Origin of the sequence: Bacillus sp. AFS055030 (assembly GCF_002574545.1) — a bacterium.
Classification (GTDB): Bacteria; Bacillota; Bacilli; order Bacillales; family Bacillaceae_G; genus Gottfriedia.
The window spans coordinates 15,166-39,229 of record NZ_NUGT01000019.1 but is presented as its reverse complement, the minus strand read 5'-3'; the positions used below and the strand labels follow the sequence as shown (position 1 = coordinate 39,229).

General features: G+C 33.0%; 24 protein-coding genes. 11 read left to right on the top strand and 13 right to left on the bottom strand.

Annotated features, from left to right (window positions below):
• Positions 1-199: 199 nt before the first annotated feature.
• Positions 200-1,048, top strand: coding sequence for an octanoyl-[GcvH]:protein N-octanoyltransferase (gene lipL, locus CN925_RS08460; protein ID WP_098845818.1), 849 nt, complete (start codon positions 200-202; stop codon positions 1,046-1,048).
• A 92-nt stretch (positions 1,049-1,140) separates the two neighbouring features.
• Here the strand turns inward: lipL and pta are convergent, their stop codons facing one another.
• Positions 1,141-2,112 carry a phosphate acetyltransferase gene (gene pta, locus CN925_RS08455; protein ID WP_098845817.1) on the bottom strand — a complete coding sequence of 324 codons (972 nt, stop codon included), beginning with the start codon at positions 2,110-2,112 and terminating at the stop codon, positions 1,141-1,143.
• Between the two features lie 235 nt (positions 2,113-2,347).
• Here pta and hemQ point away from each other — a divergent pair, with 235 nt between their 5' ends.
• The 3 genes from hemQ to gerQ all read left to right on the top strand — a co-directional run bounded on the left by hemQ (position 2,348) and on the right by gerQ (position 4,160).
• Positions 2,348-3,094: a hydrogen peroxide-dependent heme synthase gene (gene hemQ / locus CN925_RS08450; RefSeq protein WP_098845816.1), complete on the top strand. Its 747-nt coding sequence runs from the start codon at positions 2,348-2,350 to the stop codon at positions 3,092-3,094.
• 222 nt (positions 3,095-3,316) lie between these two features.
• Entirely contained in the window at positions 3,317-3,745 is a 429-nt protein-coding gene (locus CN925_RS08445) for a cell wall hydrolase (RefSeq protein ID WP_098845815.1), read from the top strand.
• Between the two features lie 28 nt (positions 3,746-3,773).
• On the top strand, positions 3,774-4,160 hold the full coding sequence (gene gerQ / locus CN925_RS21755) for a spore coat protein GerQ (RefSeq protein WP_483295181.1): 387 nt from the start codon (positions 3,774-3,776) through the stop codon (positions 4,158-4,160).
• 51 nt (positions 4,161-4,211) lie between these two features.
• On the opposite strand, the gene CN925_RS08435 is transcribed toward gerQ, so the two are convergent.
• Together CN925_RS08435 and CN925_RS08430 are read right to left on the bottom strand one after the other, a co-directional pair.
• Positions 4,212-4,577 carry a DUF423 domain-containing protein gene (locus CN925_RS08435; RefSeq protein WP_098845814.1) on the bottom strand — a complete coding sequence of 122 codons (366 nt, stop codon included), beginning with the start codon at positions 4,575-4,577 and terminating at the stop codon, positions 4,212-4,214.
• Positions 4,578-4,596: 19 nt separating this feature from the next.
• A complete protein-coding gene (locus tag CN925_RS08430) occupies positions 4,597-4,887 on the bottom strand; it encodes a YwdI family protein (protein ID WP_180232901.1) in 291 nt (96 codons plus the stop codon).
• Between the two features lie 139 nt (positions 4,888-5,026).
• Between CN925_RS08430 and CN925_RS08425 the strand changes: the two genes are divergently transcribed.
• Entirely contained in the window at positions 5,027-5,839 is an 813-nt protein-coding gene (locus CN925_RS08425) for a Cof-type HAD-IIB family hydrolase (protein ID WP_098845812.1), read from the top strand.
• 167 nt (positions 5,840-6,006) lie between these two features.
• Here CN925_RS08425 and CN925_RS08420 read toward each other — a convergent pair whose 3' ends face one another.
• The 6 genes from CN925_RS08420 to CN925_RS08395 form a co-directional block, all read right to left on the bottom strand.
• Positions 6,007-6,675, bottom strand: a complete 669-nt coding sequence (locus CN925_RS08420; protein ID WP_098845811.1) for a uracil-DNA glycosylase — start codon at positions 6,673-6,675, stop codon at positions 6,007-6,009.
• Positions 6,676-6,751: 76 nt separating this feature from the next.
• Entirely contained in the window at positions 6,752-7,735 is a 984-nt protein-coding gene (locus CN925_RS08415) for a YeiH family protein (protein WP_098845810.1), read from the bottom strand.
• A gap of 108 nt (positions 7,736-7,843) precedes the next feature.
• Positions 7,844-8,770: a glycosyltransferase family 2 protein gene (locus CN925_RS08410; RefSeq protein WP_098845809.1), complete on the bottom strand. Its 927-nt coding sequence runs from the start codon at positions 8,768-8,770 to the stop codon at positions 7,844-7,846.
• A 107-nt stretch (positions 8,771-8,877) separates the two neighbouring features.
• Positions 8,878-11,025: a YhgE/Pip domain-containing protein gene (locus tag CN925_RS08405; protein WP_098845808.1), complete on the bottom strand. Its 2,148-nt coding sequence runs from the start codon at positions 11,023-11,025 to the stop codon at positions 8,878-8,880.
• Between the two features lie 190 nt (positions 11,026-11,215).
• Complete coding sequence (locus CN925_RS08400) at positions 11,216-12,313, bottom strand: ABC transporter permease (RefSeq protein ID WP_098845807.1); 1,098 nt, start codon at positions 12,311-12,313, stop codon at positions 11,216-11,218.
• Complete coding sequence (locus CN925_RS08395; RefSeq protein ID WP_098845806.1) at positions 12,310-13,230, bottom strand: ABC transporter ATP-binding protein; 921 nt, start codon at positions 13,228-13,230, stop codon at positions 12,310-12,312. The genes CN925_RS08400 and CN925_RS08395 overlap by 4 nt, the downstream gene beginning before the upstream one ends.
• Positions 13,231-13,587: 357 nt before the next feature.
• Here CN925_RS08395 and CN925_RS08390 point away from each other — a divergent pair, with 357 nt between their 5' ends.
• On the top strand, positions 13,588-14,637 hold the full coding sequence (locus tag CN925_RS08390; protein WP_098845805.1) for an acyltransferase family protein: 1,050 nt from the start codon (positions 13,588-13,590) through the stop codon (positions 14,635-14,637).
• Between the two features lie 26 nt (positions 14,638-14,663).
• On the opposite strand, the gene CN925_RS08385 is transcribed toward CN925_RS08390, so the two are convergent.
• Positions 14,664-15,200 (bottom strand): PTS sugar transporter subunit IIA, encoded by a 537-nt coding sequence (locus CN925_RS08385; RefSeq protein ID WP_483295180.1) that lies wholly within the window; start codon positions 15,198-15,200, stop codon positions 14,664-14,666.
• A 280-nt stretch (positions 15,201-15,480) separates the two neighbouring features.
• Between CN925_RS08385 and CN925_RS08380 the strand changes: the two genes are divergently transcribed.
• Complete coding sequence (locus tag CN925_RS08380) at positions 15,481-15,969, top strand: precorrin-2 dehydrogenase/sirohydrochlorin ferrochelatase family protein (RefSeq protein WP_286138298.1); 489 nt, start codon at positions 15,481-15,483, stop codon at positions 15,967-15,969.
• Positions 15,970-16,006: 37 nt separating this feature from the next.
• Here CN925_RS08380 and CN925_RS08375 read toward each other — a convergent pair whose 3' ends face one another.
• Positions 16,007-18,187: a DNA topoisomerase III gene (locus CN925_RS08375; protein ID WP_098845803.1), complete on the bottom strand. Its 2,181-nt coding sequence runs from the start codon at positions 18,185-18,187 to the stop codon at positions 16,007-16,009.
• Between the two features lie 118 nt (positions 18,188-18,305).
• Positions 18,306-18,443, bottom strand: a complete 138-nt coding sequence (locus CN925_RS21255) for a hypothetical protein (protein WP_180232900.1) — start codon at positions 18,441-18,443, stop codon at positions 18,306-18,308.
• Between the two features lie 68 nt (positions 18,444-18,511).
• Here CN925_RS21255 and CN925_RS21700 point away from each other — a divergent pair, with 68 nt between their 5' ends.
• The 4 genes from CN925_RS21700 to pepT all read left to right on the top strand — a co-directional run bounded on the left by CN925_RS21700 (position 18,512) and on the right by pepT (position 22,613).
• Positions 18,512-18,763, top strand: coding sequence for a YesK family protein (locus CN925_RS21700; protein WP_098845802.1), 252 nt, complete (start codon positions 18,512-18,514; stop codon positions 18,761-18,763).
• Between the two features lie 140 nt (positions 18,764-18,903).
• On the top strand, positions 18,904-20,490 hold the full coding sequence (locus tag CN925_RS21250; RefSeq protein WP_180232899.1) for a L,D-transpeptidase: 1,587 nt from the start codon (positions 18,904-18,906) through the stop codon (positions 20,488-20,490).
• Between the two features lie 127 nt (positions 20,491-20,617).
• Entirely contained in the window at positions 20,618-21,253 is a 636-nt protein-coding gene (locus CN925_RS08360) for a lysoplasmalogenase (protein WP_098845801.1), read from the top strand.
• Between the two features lie 118 nt (positions 21,254-21,371).
• Entirely contained in the window at positions 21,372-22,613 is a 1,242-nt protein-coding gene (pepT, locus tag CN925_RS08355; protein ID WP_098845800.1) for a peptidase T, read from the top strand.
• 35 nt (positions 22,614-22,648) lie between these two features.
• Here the strand turns inward: pepT and CN925_RS08350 are convergent, their stop codons facing one another.
• The gene (locus CN925_RS08350) at positions 22,649-23,842 is read right to left on the bottom strand and encodes a class I SAM-dependent rRNA methyltransferase (protein ID WP_483295179.1); all 1,194 of its coding nucleotides are present in this window, start codon (positions 23,840-23,842) and stop codon (positions 22,649-22,651) included.
• Positions 23,843-24,064: the final 222 nt, after the last annotated feature.

Sequence of the window (24,064 nt, the reverse complement as noted above, 5' to 3'; positions counted from 1 at the left end):
TTAATTTCCTAAATATTTATTAAAGAATACTAGCTATTTTACAAAATTTAACTAGGCCCGCTGATTGAACTGCCTTTTGCCAAGCTTTTTTGTATGTAATGATTGATCACCATCTGCGTATTTGAATTTGAAGTTTTTTATTTAATTCACAATCATGCTAAAATAGGAAAACAAACGCAAAACGCAAGGGGCTTATTTAATGAATCAACATTTAAATCGATTACAAACAGATGAAATACGTTTTATAGACGGCTCAACTTTAGGGCCATCATTTGAGGCGATCCAATCTTTTGCATTAGATGACACATTATGTACAAAAATTGGGAAAATGGAGTCTCCAACAACAATTCGAACTTGGGTACACCACAATACAATCGTTCTCGGAATACAAGATACTAGACTTCCGAATCTAGCAAGCGGGGTTAAATTTCTTAATGACCATGGATACAAAGCAATCGTACGAAATTCAGGTGGGTTAGCTGTTGTTTTAGATGAAGGCGTATTGAATATCTCTCTCCTCTTTCCAGAGGCTGAACATAAGCTGCAAATTAATGATGGTTATGAAACGATGTATGCACTAATTCAAGATATGTTTAAGGATTTAACAGATAAAATAGTTGCTAAAGAAATAGTTGGATCGTATTGTCCAGGAGATTTTGATTTAAGCATTGATGACAAGAAGTTTGCGGGTATCTCTCAGCGCCGGATCCGTAAAGGAGTTGCTGTTCAAATTTATTTATGTATTAACGAGAGTGGTTCAAAGCGCGCTTCAATTATTAAAGATTTTTATGAAATTGCGATTGATAACAAAGATACTTCATTTAAATATCCTACAATTATTCCTGATACAATGGCATCTCTTTCCGAACTACTTTCATTAAATCTTACAGTAACGGACGTAATGACGAGACTACTTCAATCATTAATTAAATTAACTCCAAAATTAACACCTAACTCATTACTTAATGATGAAATAGAATTATATAATTACCATTTGCAACGAATGATTGATCGTAATTCGGAAATAAGTATGATGCAAGAATCATAAATTTTTCTGATATTTGTGTTTATCTAATAAAAAAGAGTGCTCAGAAAGTCCATTGACTAAAAGAGCACTCTTTTTCCGTAACTCTGTCCTAATTATAGTGACTGAGCAGCTGTAATAATTGATAATTTATAAACGTCTTCACTGTTACAACCACGAGATAGGTCATTAACAGGCATATTTAAGCCTTGTAGGATTGGTCCGATTGCTTCAAAGTTACCTAAACGTTGAGCAATTTTGTAACCAATGTTACCTGCTTCTAGGCTTGGGAATACGAATGTATTAGCATCACCTTGAATGACTGAATCTGGGGCTTTGCTTTTTGCAACAGATGGTACAAATGCTGCATCAAATTGGAACTCACCATCTAAAGTTAACTCTGGAGCAAGTTCTTTTGCAATTTTAACTGCTTCAGCAACCTTTTCAGTTTCAGGCGATTTTGCAGATCCTTTAGTTGAAAAGCTTAACATCGCAATTTTTGGATCAATGTCGAATAGTTTAGCTGTTTTTGCACTTTCAATTGCAATTTCAGCTAAGTCTTGGCTATTTGGTGCAATATTAATTGCACAATCAGCGAATACGTATTTCTCATCCTCACGAACCATGATAAATACACCAGATGTTTTTGTAACGCCTGGTTTTGTTTTAATGATTTGAAGAGCTGGTCGCACTGTATCTGCTGTTGAATGAGTAGCACCACTAACTAAACCATGAGCTTTATTAGCATATACTAACATCGTTCCAAAGTAATTTGGATCCAATAATGCTTTGCGGGCTTGTTCTTCTGTTGCTTTTCCTTTACGTCGTTCAACAAATGATGCAACTAATTGCTCCATTTCTTCATATGTAGATGGGTCTAAAATTTCTACTCCTTGAAGTTCTAAACTTAAGCTATTTGCTTTTTCTTTTACGCTTTCAACATTACCTATTAAAATCGGTTTTAATACATCTTCTTTCGCTAATCGATCAGCTGCTGCTAAAATTCTCTCATCTGTACCTTCTGGTAAAACAATCGAAATACCTTTACCTGATACTTTTTGTTTAATGCTTTCAAATAAATTGCTCATAATAGCCTCCAAAATCGTTAAAATTATTTTATTTGTATATAATTAGAATAAAACCTTTTTAGAATAATGAAAAATATAATACATTAAATAAAGCGCTATCATTTAAAGTAAATTAATTCCTAATATTCTAACTAAATCTGAATGTTGTATAATTTTGTATGTTTTTACAAAATACTTTTATTTGTAGTATGCTATATAAATGAAAATCAATTCAATAACGTTTGGGGGATTTAAAATGAGTGAAGCTGCAAAAACTTTAGATGGCTGGTATTGTTTACATGATTTTAGAAGTATGGATTGGCATGCATTTAAACAACTAGGTAGTGATGAGCGTCAACAAGCAATCACAGAGTTCCAACAAGTTTTCTCAAAATGGAATCAAGTTGCTGATTCTGGTGAAGGTAGCCATGCTATTTACAATATTTTAGGTCAAAAAGCAGACATTATGTTTATGGTTTTACGACCTACAATGGATGAGTTATTACATATTGAAACAGAAATTAATAAAACTACACTTTCTCAGTATATGATTCCAAGTTATTCATACGTTTCTGTAGTTGAATTAAGTAATTACTTAAGCGAAGAAGATGGGGATCCATATCAAAATCCTCATGTACGCGCTAGACTTTATCCTTCTTTACCAAAATCTCAATATGTATGCTTCTATCCTATGGATAAAAAGCGTGAAGGCGAAGATAATTGGTACATGCTTCCTTCTGGAGCTCGTAAAGAAATGATGTACAGCCACGGAAAAATTGGTCGTACATACGCAGGTAAAGTTAAACAAATTATTACTGGTTCTGTAGGTTTTGATGATTATGAATGGGGAGTTACTTTATTCTCTGAAGACGTACTTCAATTCAAAAAATTAATCTATGAAATGCGTTTTGATGAAGTAAGTGCTCGTTATGGAGTATTTGGTTCATTCTTTGTTGGAACAATCCTAAAAGAGGACGCATTCTCAAAATATCTATACGTTTAATTAAATATTTTAAGAGTACCCAATGAATTCAATCAATCATAGTATATAAATTAAAAGACTTCTCTTTTTTGAGAAGTTTTTTTATTTTCCTGTTGGAAAAGAAGTCATATGTTACTTCTAATTTTAATATAGTTACAGTAGTGAACGAACTAATTAGTCCTCGCTTTCCGATCACCAATGGGATTTTTGCAGAATATTTAATTCGGATGAGGAGGCTTTTTTATGGCTGTAATTCGGTACACTGACGCTGAGGTTTCTTTGCTTGCTAGATTAATGCGTGCTGAAGCTGAAGGCGAAGGTAAACAAGGAATGTTAATGGTTGGAAATGTATGTGTTAATAGGGTTTTGTGTGATTGCTTAGATTTTAGAGATCTTCGAAGTATAAAAGATATGGTTTATCAGAGTCCAGGTGGATTCGAAGCTGTTCAAAAATCTTACTTTTATCAGCGTGCTAGAGAACAAGACATTGAGTTATCTAGAAAAGTAATCGCAGGGCAGCGTTTTTGGCCAGCAACTTATGGTCTATGGTTCTTCAAACCTGCAGGTTCATGCCCAGCAACTTGGTTTAACCAAAAGCTAGCAGGAAGATTTAAGTCGCATTGCTTTTATCAACCAACTGATCAAGATTGTCCTAAAGTTTACAGTGTTTAAAATGATTTAACTAAGGGAGGTTTTTTCTTTGAGTAATCCTTACGAATATTATCAAAATCTATATCGTCCGGCGCAACCTGCCCAAGGGCAAGGACAACAAACTGGACAGGGGCAAGGATTTGCAGCCCCATCAGGCGGTATGATCACCCAACAAGGTCAAGTTACCGGCTCGTCCAGTCTTTTTGAACAATCCTATGTAGAAAATATACTTAGAGCAAATCGTGGGAAAATCGCTACGGTTTATATGACGTTCACTGGTCACCAACAACAAGTATTTGTCGGGTATATTTTGGGAGCTGGACGGGATCATATTGTTCTCAGAGATGTGAATACAACTAAAACTTTCGTATTGTTAACAATTTACTTAGATTACATCACATTTGACGAAGAAATAGCCTTACCTTATCAAGTTTAAAAAAAAGTGTTCAATATAGTGCAATAATTGCACTTTTATTGAACACTTTTTTTATTTCATTACTGAAATCCCTACTAATATCCAAGCTACTAAAAATGCTAAACCACCTAATGGAGTAATTGCACCTAGTATTTTAATTCCTGATACACTTAATATGTACAGGCTTCCTGAGAATAAGATGATTCCTATTACAGATAACCATCCCGCCCACGTTAATTGAGTAGTTGAACCATATTTATCAATTAAAAATGCAATAATAAATAGTCCACCAGTTTGGAACATTTGATATTGAACGGCCTTTTGCCAAATTTGAAGTGATCTTTCGGAAATTTTCCCCTCAAGTCCATGTGCTCCAAATGCACCTAATGCGACCGCTAAAAATGCAAAAATACTACCTAATAAGAAAAATAGTTTCAATTTTCTCTCCCCCTTTATCTTAAAAATCTAATAATGATCCACTTTGTTCTGAGTCATCTAATTTAGGCATAACTGAAGGTCCAGACATAATAGGTTGACTTGGTATTGATTGAACGATACTACTAGTTACTATATTTTTTTGAACCTCTACACCGCTGCTCTCGTCTTCAAGAAGTAACTCACATAAAGAACGAATGCTGGCAATTCTTTCTCGAAATTGTCCTGGTTTTTGCGTACTTACTTTTGCCTTATGTAACTCATTTTCAATTTGCTGGATTACTTTTTCTACACTGATATTCAGATAAATCACCACCAAACATTATTAACACAATCCAATAAATCCTATTATACTATGGCTTTTTTCTGAAAGCGAATACGAACCAAATTAGCAACTATTTTAATGGAACGGTGGTATACTAAAAAAGTTAATTTTTAGGAGGTAATGTAATTTGAACTATAAAATGATTGTTTTGGATATCGATGACACATTATTAACGGATCAACATGTTATATCGCAAAGAACAAAGGAAGCTTTACTTAAATCTCAAGATATGGGTGTAAAAGTAGTGTTAGCTTCCGGTAGACCAACTTTTGCAATGCATAAGTTAGCTGAGGAACTGTTACTGCATGACTATGGTAGCTATGTCCTATCATTTAACGGAGGAATCATTACTGACTATCGAACAAAAAATAATGTTTATGAATGTACACTAACAAAAGAACAAGCACATGAACTTTATGAGATTAGTAAGAAACATAATGTTTTCGTTCATACATATGTTGAAAATGATATTATTACAGAAAAAGGAAATCAATATACAGATATCGAAGGCCAGCTTACAGGTATGCCAATTAAAGAAGTAAGCAGCTTTACCAAGCATGTGCAAAATGACGTTGTGAAGTTGTTAATGTTAGAGGATCCAGAAAAACTAGCACAAGTTGAAAAAATACTCCAAAAGGAGCTTGAAGGTAAAATTAGTGTCATGCGCTCGAAGCCTTTCTTTTTAGAGCTAACGAACAGCGAAGTAGATAAAGGTAAAAGTCTAAATCACTTAATTCAAATTTTAGGAATTCGACAGGACGAAGTAATCGCTGTAGGGGATGGATATAATGACCTACCGATGATCAAATTTGCGGGATTAGGCGTTGCGATGGGAAATGCTCCTGAAGAAATTAAGCAACAAGCTGATTACGTCACTGCTACAAATAATGAAGATGGTGTCGCTAAAGTTGTTGAAGAGTTTATATTGAGTTCTAAATAATAAATACCTGATTGCAGGCTGCTTTTGGAGCACTTGGTGAGGAGCGGAGTTACCTAGACGGTAATGATCACCGCATAGGAAGGTGAAGCAACGAAGAAAGCGAGCGTTTGAAGAGCAGTTTAAAGGGTTGTCCAAAAAAGACAACCCTTTTCTAACTATATATATGACTACTCTACTGTCCAGTCAATCGGATCTAATTGAAGTTCCACTAGTTTTTGGTTAATTTGTGAAAATGGTTTGCTTCCAAAGAATCCTCTACTAGCTGATAATGGACTTGGATGATGTGCTTTTAATATTACATGATGGTTACCCGTAATCAATACCTCTTTAGCTTGGGCATGTTTACCCCATAGAACAAAAATAATCGGACGTTCCTGCTTATTTAACTCAGATAAGATTGTATTCGTAAATAGTTCCCATCCTTTATTTTTATGGGAATTTGGTTCACCTTCACGAACAGTTAACACAGTATTTAATAATAATATCCCCTGCTTAGCCCAGTTAATTAAATAGCCGGTCGTTGGTATTTCTAACCCTAAATCGCTATTTAATTCCTTATAAATATTTCTTAAAGAAGGCGGTATTTTTACTCCCGGTAATACAGAAAAACTTAACCCATGCGCTTGGCCTGGCTGATGATACGGATCTTGTCCAATTATTACTACTTTGCAATCTTCATATGAACACTCGTTTAAAGCCTGAAATAAATGCTCTTTGGCAGGGTATATCGTTTGTTCCTTGTATTCTTTTTCAAGAAATTGCAATAAATCTTTAAAATACGGTTTTTCAAACTCTGGTTTTAATATTTCTCTCCAATTTGATGATAGTTGAAGCAATGAAATACCACCTTTCCTGACGAAATTTCCCGAGAAATAGACATGATTTGTTGTTTATTGTCGTCGTTTGTGATTCTTAATAGATTACTTGGATTAGTAAAACCGCAATGATGATTTGAAAACCTACAATGCTTAATGCATAAAGTGAAAGCGACTTCCCTTGTTTAATAATCATTTTCACATTTACATTCAAACCAATTGCAGCTAGTGCAATAATTTCTAATAAGTGACTAGTTTTATTTGAAATATTTTCAGTCCAACTTGGTAACACTCCTAAACTATAAAAAACACAAAGGATGACAAATCCAATTACATACCATGGAAATTTGGTTCTTAATTTCTCAATCGATTCCTCTGCTAAGTGTCTTTTCTTTATAGTAGATAAGCTAAAAACTACAAAAACTAAAAAAACTACTCGAATCAATTTAAATAAAGTTGCATAATTCTTTACTTCATCATTCACTAAACTACCACTAGCAACTACTTGTCCCACCGATTGTAATGTACTGCCGATTAATGCAGAGGTCGGCAGTGTTTCAAAACGATATAATACAGATGCTATTAAAGGCAGAACAAACATTAAGACTGTTCCCATCATATTTACAAGTGTCACAGCCAGTCCCTTTTCTTCTTGAGTGGCTTGTATAGCCGGGGCTGTTGCGCCAATTGCTGAAGAACCACAGACTGCATTTCCACTTGCCATTAAATAACTAAAATTCAAACCAAAACCTAATTTTTCGCCTAACCAAATCGTAAAAATGATGACTAAACACATTTGTGTCACGATTAATAGGATTCCTTTTAACCCTAGATGGCTAATCATTTGAATACTAATCGTTGCCCCTAATAAACAGATTGAAATCTCTAAAAGTTTACTTTCGGCAAACTTTCTACCACTTTCAAAATAAGACTTTAAGTGCACTGTATTACCGATGATCAATCCGATTAATATCGAAAATGTAGCTGCTCCAACCGGTAATATATAAGAAAGTAGTTCACTAATAAGTGCAATCATAAGGCAAAGAACCAACCCTGGAATAACTTTATAAATATTCCCCATATATTCTCCAAGCTTTCATAAAATATTATTCTATCCTTCAACATTATGTAACGAAAAAAGAAATTCGACAAGATTCTTGTCGAATTTCCAAATTTATCATACATAAATTTAATTTTCATCAAAGCTTGAAGCCTCAACAATGTACTGAGGTCTTCTTTTTGTTTCGTAATAAATTTTACCTATATATTCACCTAATACACCAATCATTAAGATTTGAACTCCGCCAAATAACATAATGAAATTAGATATCGTATATAAACCAGGAATTCTAACCCCTACTAAAAGAACTTTAAAGCTCATCATAATAAAAATTATAAGACTTATACCAATTAATAATAATCCGACTTTCGTTAACAACCTCAAAGGTCTTGTATTAAAACACAGTATATATTCAATGGATCTTTTTATCGAATCCAGTCTTTTTACTTCTGATTCTTTGTTTATGATTCTTGATGTTATTTCATACTCAATCGTTTTTATTTTGTAACCAATCCAGTTAAAAATACCTTTAGAATAGCGGTTTGATTCTGGCATGCTTAAAATAGCATTTACTACTTTTCTGCTTAACAAACGAAAGTCTGATTCGTTTTGCAAAAGATCAGGGTCCACAAATTTTTTAATGATCTTCTCTAAAATGCCTTTTTTCGCTTTTTTTAGAACTGAATTCTCCACTTTTTTCGATGCAACTACATGGTTATGCCCTTTTTTGTATTCATCCATCATCTCTAAAATAACATTCGGTGGATGTATAAAGTTTCCATCCATTAAGATGACTACATCGCCCTTTGCATGTTCAAGTCCAGCACAAATTGCTCCCTCTCTTCCAAAGCGGCGAGTAAATGAGATATATTTCAAATGACTGCTATGATTTGAAACAACTTGAAGTGCAAGTAGTGTATCATCATCACTTCCGTCGTTTATATAGATAATTTCATAATCTTCTTTAAGTAACTTAATTGTATTAGATAAACTAACGTGAAATCTCTCAAAATTTTCTCCATTATTATAACAATATACAACAACAGATAATTTCATACAAAACACCTACTTCTCCTAAAAGCTATGAGGATATAACTTTTATCTATGTTATAGCACTCGGCAAAACAGTTCAATGATTTTTATATGAATTTTTTTTCAGACGATTAGTGAATGAGTCTACTCTTCTTAGAAAGATCTACGATTTTACTTGCTCTTTTATTAATAGGTGCTTTAAGTACAACTCCCACTATGATTGCAAAGATGACAAAAAGAACTAATATCGGAACATCTTTATAAATGGTTTCCCAAACGATTCCTCCGGTCGCCTCCCTCAACATGCCCAATGCATAGGTAAAAGGTAGAAATGGGTTAATTTTTTGGAAAAATGGTGGAGTTACTTGTATCGGATAAACTCCTCCCGCTCCAGATATTTGGAGTACTAAAAAGATAATACCGATCCCTTTGCCTATATTTCCGAAAACGGAAACAAGCGTATAAACAATAAACGTAAATACAATGCTAATCAATAGTGCAAATAAGATAAAATAACCTTTACTTGCTGCATAAGTACCTAGTATCAGGAAGTTACCAGTAGTCACTACTAAAGTCTGTAGTAACCCAATTGTAATAAAGGTCAATAGTCTTCCAAAATAAACTTCTCTACTTTTATATGGTTTTTCTTCATGAACTTCAGTAGTTAGTAATGATACCATTAATAAAGCTCCTACCCATAACGCCAATGTTGTATAAAAAGGGGTCAATCCTGTACCATAATTCGGTATTGGAAACATTCGCTCCTTTTTGATAGCGATTGGGTTAGAATAAAAATCACTTACCTTTTCTATATCAGTTCGTAGAAAGTTAATTAAATCCTCGATACTTCCTTTTTCTTTTGCCTTTCTAATCTCATTTGCTATTTTTTTTATTTTCGCTTCTATTATCGGTAATTCATTTACTAATTGCTGAATGTCACCCTTTTTCGTTGCTAATAAATTTGACGTGTCCTGAAGTACACCTTTTATTGTAGGTATACTCGTTTTTGCATCAGTTAAAACAATCTCGGTATTTTTTACTGATTCATTCACTAATCTTGAAGCTTCTCTTATTTTTGGTGCTAGATCTTGATCAAAATTTCCGTTTAAGCTATTTATTTTGTTATTTATACTTGCTACGCTATCATTCATTTTTTGAAGTAAATCATTCGGTAAACCGTTTCCGCTTTGTATTGCATCTTTTAATTGCGCATTCTCATTTTGAATCATCATGAAATCTGCTTCTAGATCTTTTAATACACTAATATTACTACTAAAATCTGCTGTAGTACCTAAGCTATTAAAAGATTGAAGAACTTGATTTAAAGAAGTAACCATATTTTTTGAATTTGCTAATATTTTTCCGATTTCATTTGATAGCCTCATTGATTCGTCTTGACTAACCGTTTGATTCTGTATTTGTGATAATGTACTTTGTATAACTACAGACTGGTTCTGGAGTAGGTTAAGTGTCTCTTTAATAAATGGAGTTGAATCTTGAATTACTTTGTTTATTTGATTAAAAAAACCACTTAAGCTAGCCGTTAATTTTTCACCATTCGCTATGATCTTATTAATCAGTTCCAAGTCTTTTTTTGTAGTTTGAATAACGTTTTGTACTTTTCTATAATCATTTAAGGCTGTATTCACAGTTGTCTTTATTTCCGGTAAATCTTTTTCAAGCTTAAAAACCATTTGCTCAAATTTTTTTATTTCAGGTAAATTTGCTTGTAAATCAATTCCTATTTTATTAAACTCCTGCAATACTTCCTTACTAACGGTCTTTTCAAATTTCTTTGTAATCTCACTGGCAATACCGGTGGCACCTTTTTCAGTATATTTTGGTGCAACAATATTTAACTTTTCATTAACTTGATAAACTAGTTCGGGTTTTTGAGGATGATCTGTTAATACTGTGCTAATTTTATTTGAAAAATCATTCGGAATTAATATACTAGCGTAATATTTTCCTTGTTTAACCCCTTCATATGCGACTTTTTTACTTGTAAATCTCCAGCCTAATGAAGGATTTTCTTTTAAAGAATTGATGACTTCGTTTCCGATATTAATTTTATTGCTTAAGACAGTGGCACCGCGATCCTCGTTTACTATTGCAATCTTTAAACCCTTTGTATTACCGTACGGATCCCAAGAAGATTTTATATTAAACCATGCATACATTGAGGGCATAATAATTAAACCAACGATAATCATCAATGCAGCCCAATTTGTTACAACGCGCTTTATATCACGAAAATAGATTTCAATTATTGAACTCACCTATAACTCACCTAATCTTAATTTTTAAATAGTATGCAATAAATAATGCATAACTATTCTTAACGGCAAGAGTAGATGATTTGAGGTAAAGAAAAAGTAAAATGAAAAAAGACTCCCGCCAAAATTAGCGAAAGTCTTTTCTGACTAAATACTTTATGTTTTATCTACTTACATAATCTAGTTTATGCCCTTATTCCCATCTAAAAGTACGTGCAGCGATTAAGAAGCTTACGACCATCCAGACACATAACCAACCGAAATCTGGAAGCAAATCCCCAAATGATGCTCCGACATTCATGATGTCACGCATTGCAGTTGATAAGTGTGTAATTGGGATAGTCTTTATAATCGGTTGTAAATAGTCAGGCATATTATTTACAGGGAAAAATACTCCACCTAAAAACATAAGTGGGAACGAAATAAAGCCTGCAATTGGTCCAGCACTTTCTGGACTTTTTGCTAAACTTGCTATAATAAATCCAATGCTCATAAATGTTAATGTACCTAATACTACAAACAACACCACTAATAGGAATGATCCTCGAATACTTACGTCGAATCCAAAATAACCAATTAGAATTGTTAAGATTGCTTGTAAGCTATTCAATATAAGCCTTGCTGTAATTTGCGCGGCAATAAATGTCGAAGCTTTTAATGTGGTGCCTTGCATTCGTCTTAAAACTCCTCGTTCCCTCCAAGACGCAATTTGGCCAGCAACACCATTCATATTATTACTCATGATTTGCATTGCAATAATCCCAGGTACCAAAAAATCTAAATATGAAAGAGTAATACCAGCTACTCCTTTAAAGTCAGTGACGACTTTAGGTGTATACCCTGCCATTTGTTTACTAGCGGCATCAACATATGCTGTAATCGTTGCTATTCCACCTTGAAGCTGGCCCGTATTACTTTCATTATATAGTACCTTTATTTGCGCTGGAGCTGATTGTTGTTTAGATGTCACTTGATTTTGAAACCCTTTTTTTATGATGATTACAAAATCTGTTTTGCCATCAGACAATAATTTCCTAGACTTTAATTCATTTGTCTTTTTATGTATTTTAAGTGACTTTTGTTTTTCTAAAACAGTTGTAATTTGTTTACTTACTTGAGTGTTATCATAATCAATTAGGTTTACTGAGTAACTAGTTGTATTCCCATCGTTGAACATTAATCCAAAAATAATCATAAAGAAAAATGGAAATAATAATGTCCAAATTAAAGCCTGGCGATTACGTACATAAATTCGGAGTTGCGCTAAAGTTAATTGATAATAAGCCTTCATTCCTCACGTAACCCCCTTCCAGTCATATGTAAAAATACGTCCTCTAGAGTCGCGGTTCGTGTCGATAAATCTGAAATTTCCATATTCTGTTCTTTTGTATACTCAAGTAGGGCTATTAATGAAGCTTGTAAGTTATGAGTATACAATGTTACGAAATCATGATTAATCACGACATTCATTACACTGTCTAATTGTGCGAACTTTTCTTCTTGCTCGGGTAGTTTTGTTTTAAATTCAATCGCACTCTCTGCAGAAATTGAACTCACTAAATTGTTCGGTGTATCTAGTGCAATTAACTTACCTTTATCCATAATACCAATCCGATCAGCAAGTACATGAGCTTCATCCATGTAGTGAGTGGATAATACGACTGTTTTACCTCGTTCTTTTAGCTTTAAAATGATATCCCACAACGTTCTACGAGCTTGTGGATCAAGTCCTGTAGTTGGCTCATCTAAAAATATGATTTGAGGATCATGAATTAGTGCCAATGCAATCGCTAATCGCTGCTTTTGTCCTCCTGATAAACTTTTTACTAGACTATTTTGTTTTTCCGATAAAAGCATTTCATCGATTAATGGTTGTATTGGGATATGACTTGGATAGAAGCTTGCATACATCTCAATGATTTCCTTTACTTTTAACAGCTCAAATAATGATGTTGATTGGAGTTGGATGCCGATTTCTTGTTTGATTTTATTTGAGTCTTTACCAATTACATGCCCTGCAATAGTAGCAGTACCTTCATCTGGTTTTCTTAATCCTACAAGCATTTCCATCGTCGTTGATTTACCAGCTCCATTTGGACCGAGTAATCCAAATACTTCACCTTTTTCAACTTCAAAACTAATGCCATTTACAGCGTAAAAATCTCCATATCTCTTTTTAAGATTTTCAACATTAATAATTGAACTCATTGTTTTTCCTTCACCTCGACTACTTGAATGATTAGTTAAAAAGCGTACATCTTTTATAATTCAGCCTGCTAAGTATATAATGCAAAACACAATATATTTGTCGAAAAGGCTGATTATTAATAATTTTTAATTAAATTTACATTTTTTACCAATTTGTGTCATCCCATGATATGCAAAATAGCCAAAACTATTTGCATTTTTTATGAAATAATCATTCACATTTTATAACTTGATTGTAACGCCCATGTTGTCACTTTGTAATACTCATAAGTTACAATATGTTGGACATTATTTAAAAAAATTGGCTCTGATTTGAAGTTGTTTACTTTAAGCGAGCCATAAAAACAAGGTGATAAAATGAAAATAGAACGTGAAAAATGGTTGGATGTTGCCAAAATGATCGGCATCTTTTTGGTTGTTTATGGTCATTCTACAGAAGGTCCGAATTCTATTACATTTATTTACTGGTTTCACATGCCTCTATTTTTTATTATTAGTGGCTATTTATTTAAACCCGTGAATTCAATTAATGAACTCAAATTTTATATAAAAAAACTAACATATAGATTGCTTGTACCCTACTGTACGTATCTGATTTTATTTAGTTTATATAACATAACAATTGAGGTAATAGACGGTACGATTAACCAGTCAAATTTATCAAAAGAAGTCCTCTCATTGTTAATTGGTGGAAGGTTTATTACAGGGGTCCATGGTGTATTTTGGTATGTGACATGTTTATTTATTACACAAATATTATTTGCGTTAATCTGTTTATACTTTAAAAAGACTAGTACCCGCTTATTAATCGTCATTACTTGCTATTTAGGTGCACATTTTGAAACAATTAAATTAATTCCACAAATCGGTAAAAATACCTTTAATCAAATTTCCATTCCTTGGAATGTGGATGTTGCTTTACTAGCAATTTTCTTTTTAGGGTTAGGATTCTTTACGAAAAAATTGATCGCGTCAATTCATAATTTCCTTGGAATATCATGTATTACGCTTAGTATTGTTTATATGACCTTATATGAATTGAATAAATTAGACTACCATTTAAGTCTTAAATATTTAAGATATAACCATTTATTTTTGGATGCTTTAATTCCAATAACGATGACGATTGCCGTGCTTTATTTATGTCAAAAGCTAGCAAGATTACAATTTATCCAGCCTTACACTATATTTGGGAAAGAATCATTAACAATAATGTATATTCATATTTTTGCAAATGCTGTCTTTTCACAGTTTTTCGATTATGGGCCGTTATTGTACACAATGATTGGTTTAGCTGTGCCTATGATTGCGAAGAAATTTATTATTGAAACACAACCTACTATAAAACCATTGTTCATTGGTTTAAATGTAAAACGAAAACAACATTTAAACGCAAGAACTGCATAAAAAAAATAGCCCAAGGGCTATTTTTTTTATTTTAATGTAGCAACAGCTGCATCTGAACCTTTTTGAATTGAGCCAGTTGCTGTAACTTTAATATTTTCAAGCGCATCTCCATTTGTAAAAATAACTGGAGTAATTGTGCTTTTTGCATTTTCTTTAATATAGTCGATATTGAATGTTAATAAATGATCTCCTGCATTAACTTTTTGTCCTTCTGTTATATGAGCATCGAAACCTTCACCATTTAGTTTAACTGTTTCTAGTCCAACGTGAATTAAGATTTCAACACCCTCATTTGAACGAATTCCAATAGCGTGTTTTGTATGGAAAACTTGTACGATTTCTCCATCAAAAGGAGATACAACAACACCTTCTGATGGTGTAATTGCAAATCCATCACCCATCATTTTTTCTGCAAATACAGGATCTGGTACTTCAGATAGTGGATGTATTTCTCCAGTTAATGGCGCTTTAATAACAACATCCTTTGCTGCTTTAGTTACAGCTGCAGAACCTTGTTGTTGTTCTTCCTCTAAACCGAACATTTTTTTTAATTTGTTAAACATAATACTCACCTTTTCTTTAATTTAGATTCCAGTCTTATCATTATCTTTTCAGAAAAAATAATACTAATTATCCTAACAGAAAAATCACTTTTATGCTAAAGAAAAGTTGAACTTTTATTGAATTATTAACCAAACTGTCTTATTTTTACAATAAAAGACATAAAAACCGCTCATGAATCATTTAGTAGTAGTTCTAAAAGTTGGAAATACATATGTTAAAATAATGATGTATAACAAGATGTTCATCATTAAAAGATAGGAGCGATTTAAGTTGACTGAAATGGTTCCATTAGTTTTCTCACTTCAAAACAAAAAGATCACAATCGTCGGTGGAGGAAAAATCGCTTTTCGAAAAGCAAAAGCATTTATAAAAAGTGGTGCTACAATTACAATTATTAGCCCTCAACTTTGTGATGAATTCAAACAGTTTCCTACAATCAAATGGATTAATAAGTATTTTGAAAAAACTGATCTAACTGGAGCTCATATTGTGATAGCAGCTACTGACGATAAAAATATAAATAAATTCGTTAAAGACAGTACATCAGACTTCCAATGGTTTAATGATGTAAGTGATCAAAATAATAGTGATTTCCATACACCTGCTGTGGTTCGTAGAGGAGATCTGATTGTATCAGTCTCAACTTCAGGTAAAAGTCCAGTCTTATCAAAAAAAATAAAAAAGGAACTAGATAATTATTTTGACGATCATTATAGTGAAGTCGTGGATGAATATGCTGTTGAACGAAAAAAACCAGTCATAGAGTAATTTCATATGACTGGTTCTAATTGCAGGGACCTTTACATTATTGTTTTTTCAGCTTTGCTAAAGCTTCTGCAAATGGATTATTAAATGGTTCATCATCTTGTTTGTTCTGTTGCTTTAAATATTTTTGAACATCTCGTTTTGAAACTTTACTATTTTTTTCTTTTGAACGTCGATCTTTAAAAGTAGAAAGTTTTTCTCTATGTCCACATGCACATACAAAAATTTGACCTTCCCCTTCACCTCTTAGCTCTAAACGTTTGAAACAATTAGGGCATCTCGCGTTCGTAGACTGTGAAATTGTTTTACGATGACCACATTCCCTATCCTGGCAAACTAACATTTTTCCGCGTTTACCGTTCACTTCTAACATAAGCTTTCCGCAGTCGGGACATTTAGTGCTAGTCATATTATCGTGCTTAAATTTTTGCTCAGTTTGTTTTATTTCTTTCACAGCATCTGAAGAAAATTTAATCATTTCACTCATAAATTTAGATTTAGCTAATTTACCTTTGGAGATTGCCTGAAGCTTCTGCTCCCACTCGGCCGTTAGGGCTGGCGACTTCAAAGCTTCTGGAACAAGATTTAACAATTGCTTTCCTTTATTTGTGATGAAAATATCTTTTCCCTTTTTTTCAATTAAAAAGCTACTAAAAAGTTTTTCAATAATATCCGCTCTTGTTGCAACTGTTCCCAATCCACCTGTTTCGCCTATCGTCTTCTTTAGATCATTACTATTACCAGACATAAAATGAACTGGGTTTTCCATTGCACTTAAAAGTGTGGCTTCATTAAAGTACGCTGGTGGTTTCGTATACCCTTTAGTTTCAATAACTTTAACTACTTCAATACGCTCATTCTCTTTAATCATTGGTAAACGTTGATCTTCTGTACTCTCAAGATCATCTTCATCTTTAAAGACTTCTTTCCACCCCAATGATATAACCCTTTTACCTTTCGCAACAAATAACTCATTCTCAATTTCTGCGATAACTTTTTCTTGTTCATATACGTAAGGAGGTAGTAAGACTGCTAAAAATCTTCTTACGATTAAATCATATATTTTAAATTCTTTTGAAGAAAGCTCACTGATGATAGGTGCCTGCTCTGTCGGTATAATCGCATGATGATCAGAAACCTTTTTGTCATCAACGAATGACTTATTTACTTTAATCGGTTGATTCGTTAACTTCATAATGATTTTTCCATACGGTTTTATGTTACATGCTGATAATCGTTCTTTTAATGTATCTACTAAGTCCGATGATAGGTATCTAGAATCAGTTCGTGGATACGTAACGACTTTATGATGCTCATATAGCTTTTGCATAATCGATAAGGTTTCTTTAGGTGAAAAGTTAAATCTTTTATTCGCCTCTCTTTGAAGCTCAGTTAAATCATAAAGCTGCGGAGCAAAGGATTTTTTTTCAGCAGTTGATACTTCCTTTATCTTTAGCTGTTTTCCCTTTATCGCTCCAATAATCTTTTGTAATTCATCGGATGTTTTAATTTTCTGGTCATTTGACTTACGATTTTGCCACGTAAAGATTACATTATTTGCTAATACTTGTAACCCGTAATAAGTTTGTTGCTTAAATTCTTTTATTTCTTTTTCACGCTCTAAAATCATCGAAAGTGTCGGAGTTTGAACCCTACCACAAGATAGTTGAGCATTATGCTTACAAGTAAGTGCTCTTGTTGCATTAATCCCTACGATCCAATCTGCTTCAGCTCTTGCTACAGCAGAAAGATATAAATTTTCATATTCCTTACCACTACGTAAATTTTCAAAGCCTTTTTTTACTGCCTGATCTGTTGCAGAAGAAATCCATAGCCTTTTAATCGGTTTATTAACCTTTGCCATTTGAAGAATCCATCTTGCAACAAGCTCACCTTCACGCCCTGCATCCGTTGCAATAACAATATCGGAAACATCTTTTCTTAATAATTGAGATTTCACGGCTTGAAACTGCTTGCCTGTCTTTTTAATAACAACAAGCTTTAATTTATCTGGAATCATTGGTAAATCTTCTAAATTCCATGACTTATATTTATGATCATATCCCTCTGGATCAGCTAAAGTCACAAGATGCCCTAATGCCCAGGTCACAATATACTTTTTACCTTCTAAAAATCCGTTACCTTTTTGACTGCACCCTAGCACTTTAGCTATATCTCTAGCAACAGAAGGCTTTTCTGCTAATACTACTGTTTTACTCATAGACTACTCCTTAGTTTAAATTCAATATTCTTATTAACTAACTTTAACACTTCTACTAATCTAAATTCAAAATCTAATTGTATTACTTTTATCCAGGTATGGTAACACACTAGTGCTTTCAATTTAGTAAAATATAAAGTTTCTCATATAACTTTCTTTCCTCTAAATCGCAGTTTACCAGTGATTTACTAACTTCAAATAACTTTCTTCTTAAATCAAGACAATATTTAAGTTCATTTTCACTAAAATTGTTCATTTTTAACGCCTCCGCTGTAATCATTATTCTATATACTAAAGTTAGAGGAAATGAAAGACGCTCAATAAATGGCTTTTCTCTTTGTAACAACTAGTGTTCTAATTTCTATTTCTTTATTTTTGAATAGAAAAAAGTCACCATTACAGTATGTCTTTCCACTAGTTATTTCCATATTAGGTATTGCTGTAATAATTTTTGGGGTAGTCGTAGGAAGATGGCATGGGCTTGGATTAAGTACAATTGGCTTTTCTCTATTTTTATCCTCAATAATTGCAATAATAGTAGTTTCGATCGTTTCTCTTAGAAAAGAGCATTACTAAAAAGTATCTGGGATAACAAATTTCTCTCTAATTTTTCTTTTTTTGCTGAAAATTGACGTTTTATTTTACTAAGAAAACAAAGGGATTTACTCTCTATATGGCAAATTTAGTAATTAATTCCATATATAAGGAGAGAGACAATGATTAATAAGATTGTATCTGTGCTTTTGGGGGTATTTTTGTTCCTTTTACCCACTGCTAACGCAACTTCTTTTTCTCAAGGTTTTAGTGATGGAGAGTTATCGAACTATATAGATAATCTAAATTTAAACACTACTGAAGCCACTTTTGGACAATCGATTGAAGTTGGATTAACGACTAAAGAACATTTCAACAATGTAACTCTCACATTTAAAAACGGGACTAATTTGACGGAAGTTTTACTGAAAAATTCTTCGTCTTCTGAACTTTACTATTCTGGAAAAATTGGGGTTGCAGCTTCTTTTACAAAAGGGACTTATCAATTAAGTTCAATTTCACTGGATGATCAAACGATAGCTGTTTCAGACCAAAATATTAATTTTATAATAAAAGATTTACCTACTCCGAAAATCAATCAAATTACGAATAAATCGACTTCCGTGACAGGATCATTTTTGGAAAAAAGCAGTGTCCAAATTCTTATCAACAATAAGCTGGTAAGTACTGTACAAACGGATACAAAAGGAAATTTTCAATTCAATACTAAACCTCTAAAAGAATTTACTAAAATAAATGCAGTTGGTGTTTCAATTGGATTAAAAAGTAAAATCGCTACATCATATGTTTCAGATGTAATCGCACCTACTATCACTTCAATACCTTCAATTTCAGATCAATCTCAAAGTATATCAGGTAAATCAGAGCCAAACGCTGATGTTCTTATTTACTTAAACAAGAAAGTATTAGCAAAAGGGAAAGTTAACACGGCAGGAAAGTTTACGATTAAAATGGCGAAGCAAAAGGCAAACACAGTTCTTCAAGTTGTTGCAGTTGATAAAAGTAAGAATCAAAGTAAACCTGTTTCCATTCGTGTATTAGATCGTACTGCACCTTCTGCTCCTACAATCCAAACAGTTAAAGAAAATGCTACGATTATTAGTGGAAAAACAGAACCAAACGCTTCCGTCAAACTGTATCTAAACGGGAAATATACTGCTAAAACGTCTGCATTAAAGAATGGTAGCTATTCTTTTAAGGTTACAAAGTTAAAAGCATTTACGCCTATAAAAGTACAATCAATTGACGCCGCCGGAAATCAAAGTAAGTTTTCATTTACCGAGGCAAAGAGCTCCAAGCCCCTTTCAAATGGGCAATTAATTATTGTTAATACAAAAACAAATAAACTTTCTTATTACAATAAAGGAAAACTAGTAAAAACATTTAATGTAGCAACAGGAAAAGCTTCTACTCCTACACCTACTGGTAAGTATAAAGTCTTAAATAAGATTAAAAATAGACCTTGGTATAAAGGAAATATTCCTGGTGGTGCTCCAAATAATCCACTCGGTAAAAGATGGATGGGTTTAAGTGCCGGTAGCTCGCCTGGAAGCTCATATGGAATACACGGAAATGCGAACGAAAGCTCAATCGGAAAATCGGTTAGTTCAGGTTGTATCCGAATGCATAACAGTGAAATCCAATGGTTATTCGATCAAATAAATGTTGGAGCGACAGTTATTATTGCAAAGTCTTCTAATTCAAATGGGCAAATTGCCCACTCATATGGTATGTCCATCGCCCAATAGCAAACCTTTTATGGTTTGCTTTTTTTTAGTTTAATAGACTACTATCTTTATTTGTAATAGCATTCTTTTCATATTTCACTGATAATATTTAGTAAAAAGGAAATCGTTAGAAAGGGGTAATTTTATTTTGAAGAGATATTTACCTATCCTTATTTTGTTTTTTGGTATTCTCTATATCTTTTTTATTCCCTCAGAGCCTGTAAGCATAAAAATACTATTTAAGATTATTCCAATGGTGTTGTTGATCAGTTTTGCCTTTTTACAAACACCTTATCAGTCAACTAAATATCGTGTTCTTATCCTTTTTGGTCTTATGTTTTGTATGGTTGGTGACGGAACATTGATATGGTTTGTAGTCGGTTTAAGTGCTTTTCTAATTGGTCATTTGTTTTATGCTGCCGGTTTTATATCAAGATGGAACTTTTCAATTTATCGCCTACTAGCGATCATTCCAATTGCAGTTTATGCGATTTTTCTATGCTCTAATTTAGTAAAATCTTTAAACGAAAGTGGACAGGAAAATCTAGTTATACCGGTAATCGCCTATTCAGTAGCCATTTCTTTGATGGTATTTACAGCCATAATGACTGGAAACAAATGGGCTATTTTAGGAAGCTTATTATTTATTATTTCAGATTCTATCTTATCATGGGATCTATTTGTAGAAACTGTTAAACATAGTCATGAATTGATCATGATCACTTACTACTCTGCTCAGTTTTTCATCGCAAAAAGCATTTTAAATAGAAAGAGAGTTGCGTAATATTTTACTTTCAAATAAAGAAAGAACTACAATATATATGTAGCCTCTTTTCACTTATAACAAAGAATGAAAGCGCATTACATAAAAATTATGAAATGTAAAAAAAGGAGATTTTCATATGAAAAATGAGTTAATTAATCGTTTAATTAGTTATGCAAAAGTTGATACACAATCAAACGCAAGTAGTGAAACATGCCCTTCTACACCTGGCCAATTAACTTTAGGTCGCATGTTAGTGGAAGAACTAAACAAAATCGGATTAGTTGACGTAACAATGGATGACAATGGTTATGTAATGGCTACACTTCCGGCAAATTCCGACAAAGAAATTCCGACAATTGGATTTTTAGCACATTTAGACACGGCGACAGACTTTACAGGAAAAAATGTTAACCCTCAACTGGTTGAAAACTATGATGGAGGTGACATCGTGTTAAATGAGCGTTTAAATGTTGTATTATCTCCAAGTCATTCACCAGAGTTAAGTAAATATATTGGTCACACATTAATGACTACTGATGGGACAACATTACTTGGTGCAGATAATAAGGCTGGAATCGCTGAAATTATGACTGCCATGGAGTATTTAGTTCAACATCCAGAAATCAAACACGGTAAAATAAGAATCGCATTCACACCAGATGAAGAGATTGGTAGAGGCCCACATAAATTTGATGTAAAAGCCTTTGATGCTAAATATGCTTACACAATGGACGGTGGTCCACTAGGAGAGCTTCAATACGAGAGCTTTAATGCTGCAGGTGCAATGATTACAGTAAAAGGTAAAAATGTGCACCCTGGTACAGCTAAAGGTAAAATGATAAATTCTATGAAAATTGCCATGGAAATAAATAATTTATTACCTGTTGAAGAGGCTCCAGAATCAACTGAAGGCTACGAAGGCTTTTATCATTTAGTATCAATTGAAGGTGATGTAGAGCTAACAAAAATGCACTACATTATAAGAGATCATGATAAAACTAAATTTGCAAATCGAAAAGAGACCTTGTCGAATATTGTAAATCAATTAAAAGAAACACATGGTGAAAACAGTATAACGTTAGAGTTAAAAGATCAGTATTATAATATGGGTGAGAAAATCTTACCTGTTAAAGAGGTTGTTGACATTGCTCACGAGGCAATGACAAACCTAGAAATCACACCAATTGTAGAACCAATTCGTGGTGGTACAGATGGTTCACAGCTTTCATATATGGGACTGCCTACTCCAAATATTTTTACAGGTGGAGAAAACTACCATGGTAAATTTGAATACATCTCTATCGACAATATGATTAAAGCAACAAATGTTATGATTGAAGTGATCAAATTATATGAACAAAAGGCAACTTCTAAGTAAAAAATAGGACTGACAGTAATGTCAGTCCTATTTTTTTACTTAATTTTACGAATAAATACGACCTTTAAATAGTTACCTTCTTTAAACTGTTTAGTTGTTTTAAAATCATTAGGTAGACTGAATTCTTCCATTAATTTATATTGTCCTCCTAATTCTTTAAACGCTGTGTCAATAAACCCTTTAAATTTATTCATTCCAAAAGTACTACAATTTGTTGAAGCAACAATTACGCCATCTTTTTCTGTAATCGTAATCGCTTCTTTCAACAGATTCTTATAGTCCTTTTCAGCACGAAAGGTATGTTTCTTTGATCTTGCAAAGCTTGGTGGATCCAAAATAACCATATCGAAAGAAAGGTTCTTTTTAACTGCATATTTAAAGTAATGAAATACATCCTCTACGACTATGCTCTGAGAAGCAGGATCGATTCCATTAATTTTAAATTGTTCTTTTGTTTTATCTAAGCTCCGATTAGCTAAGTCAACGCTAGTAGTCCTACTTGCCCCTCCAATTGCTGCAAAGACAGAGAATGCACCTGTATATGAGAAAGTATTTAAGACTGTTTTCCCGTAAGCATATTTATCTCGTATTAATTTTCTAACTTCACGTTGATCCAAAAATACGCCTACCATTGCGCCATCATTTAAATAAATAGCAAAATTAACTCCATTTTCCTTTACGATAATAGGAAATTGACCCCTTTCCCCCATCACAAAATCATCTTCTTCAATATATTGACCCTTTGTATCGAAGCGCTTTTTCTGATAAATCCCTTTGAATTCGACAATATTCTTTATCGCTTGAATAACCCAATCTTTGAATTGATAGATTCCTTCGCTATACCAACTAATTAAATAAAATCCGTCAAAAAAATCAATCGTTAATCCACCAATTCCATCGCCTTCCCCATTAAAGACTCTAAATGCTGTCGTATCAGAGCTATTATAAAACTGTTGGCGGTCTTCGATTGCTTGTTTAATTTTGTCTTCAAAGAACTTAGGACTAATCTCTTCATTCTCCTTCAAGCTAAGAATCCAACCTAAACCCTTATTTTGCTTTCCATAATAGCCCTTTCCAATAAAGCCATTACGCTCATCAACTAAATTCAGTTTCGTACCTTCACTAATTAAATCTTTACTATTCAAGATCGATTCTTTTGAAATTAGTGGATACCCATTTTTATAATCTCGTACAAATTTTTGTTTAATCTTTAGATTCATTTCTTTCATAAGCCCATCCATTCATTCACTTTTTACTCATTATTTCCATATTTCTAGACAAAAGTGTAAATTTTTTAATTTAAAATATTTCTTACTAATAACCGCTAAAAGCCTTTTAAAGCTTAACGAGCTGTTAAGTCTTTCATTATAACATGCTATACAATTCACATAATCTTCAAAATAACTTTAATGTAATTGCAAAAGTGGCAATACTAAAGTAAAAGCCAAAAT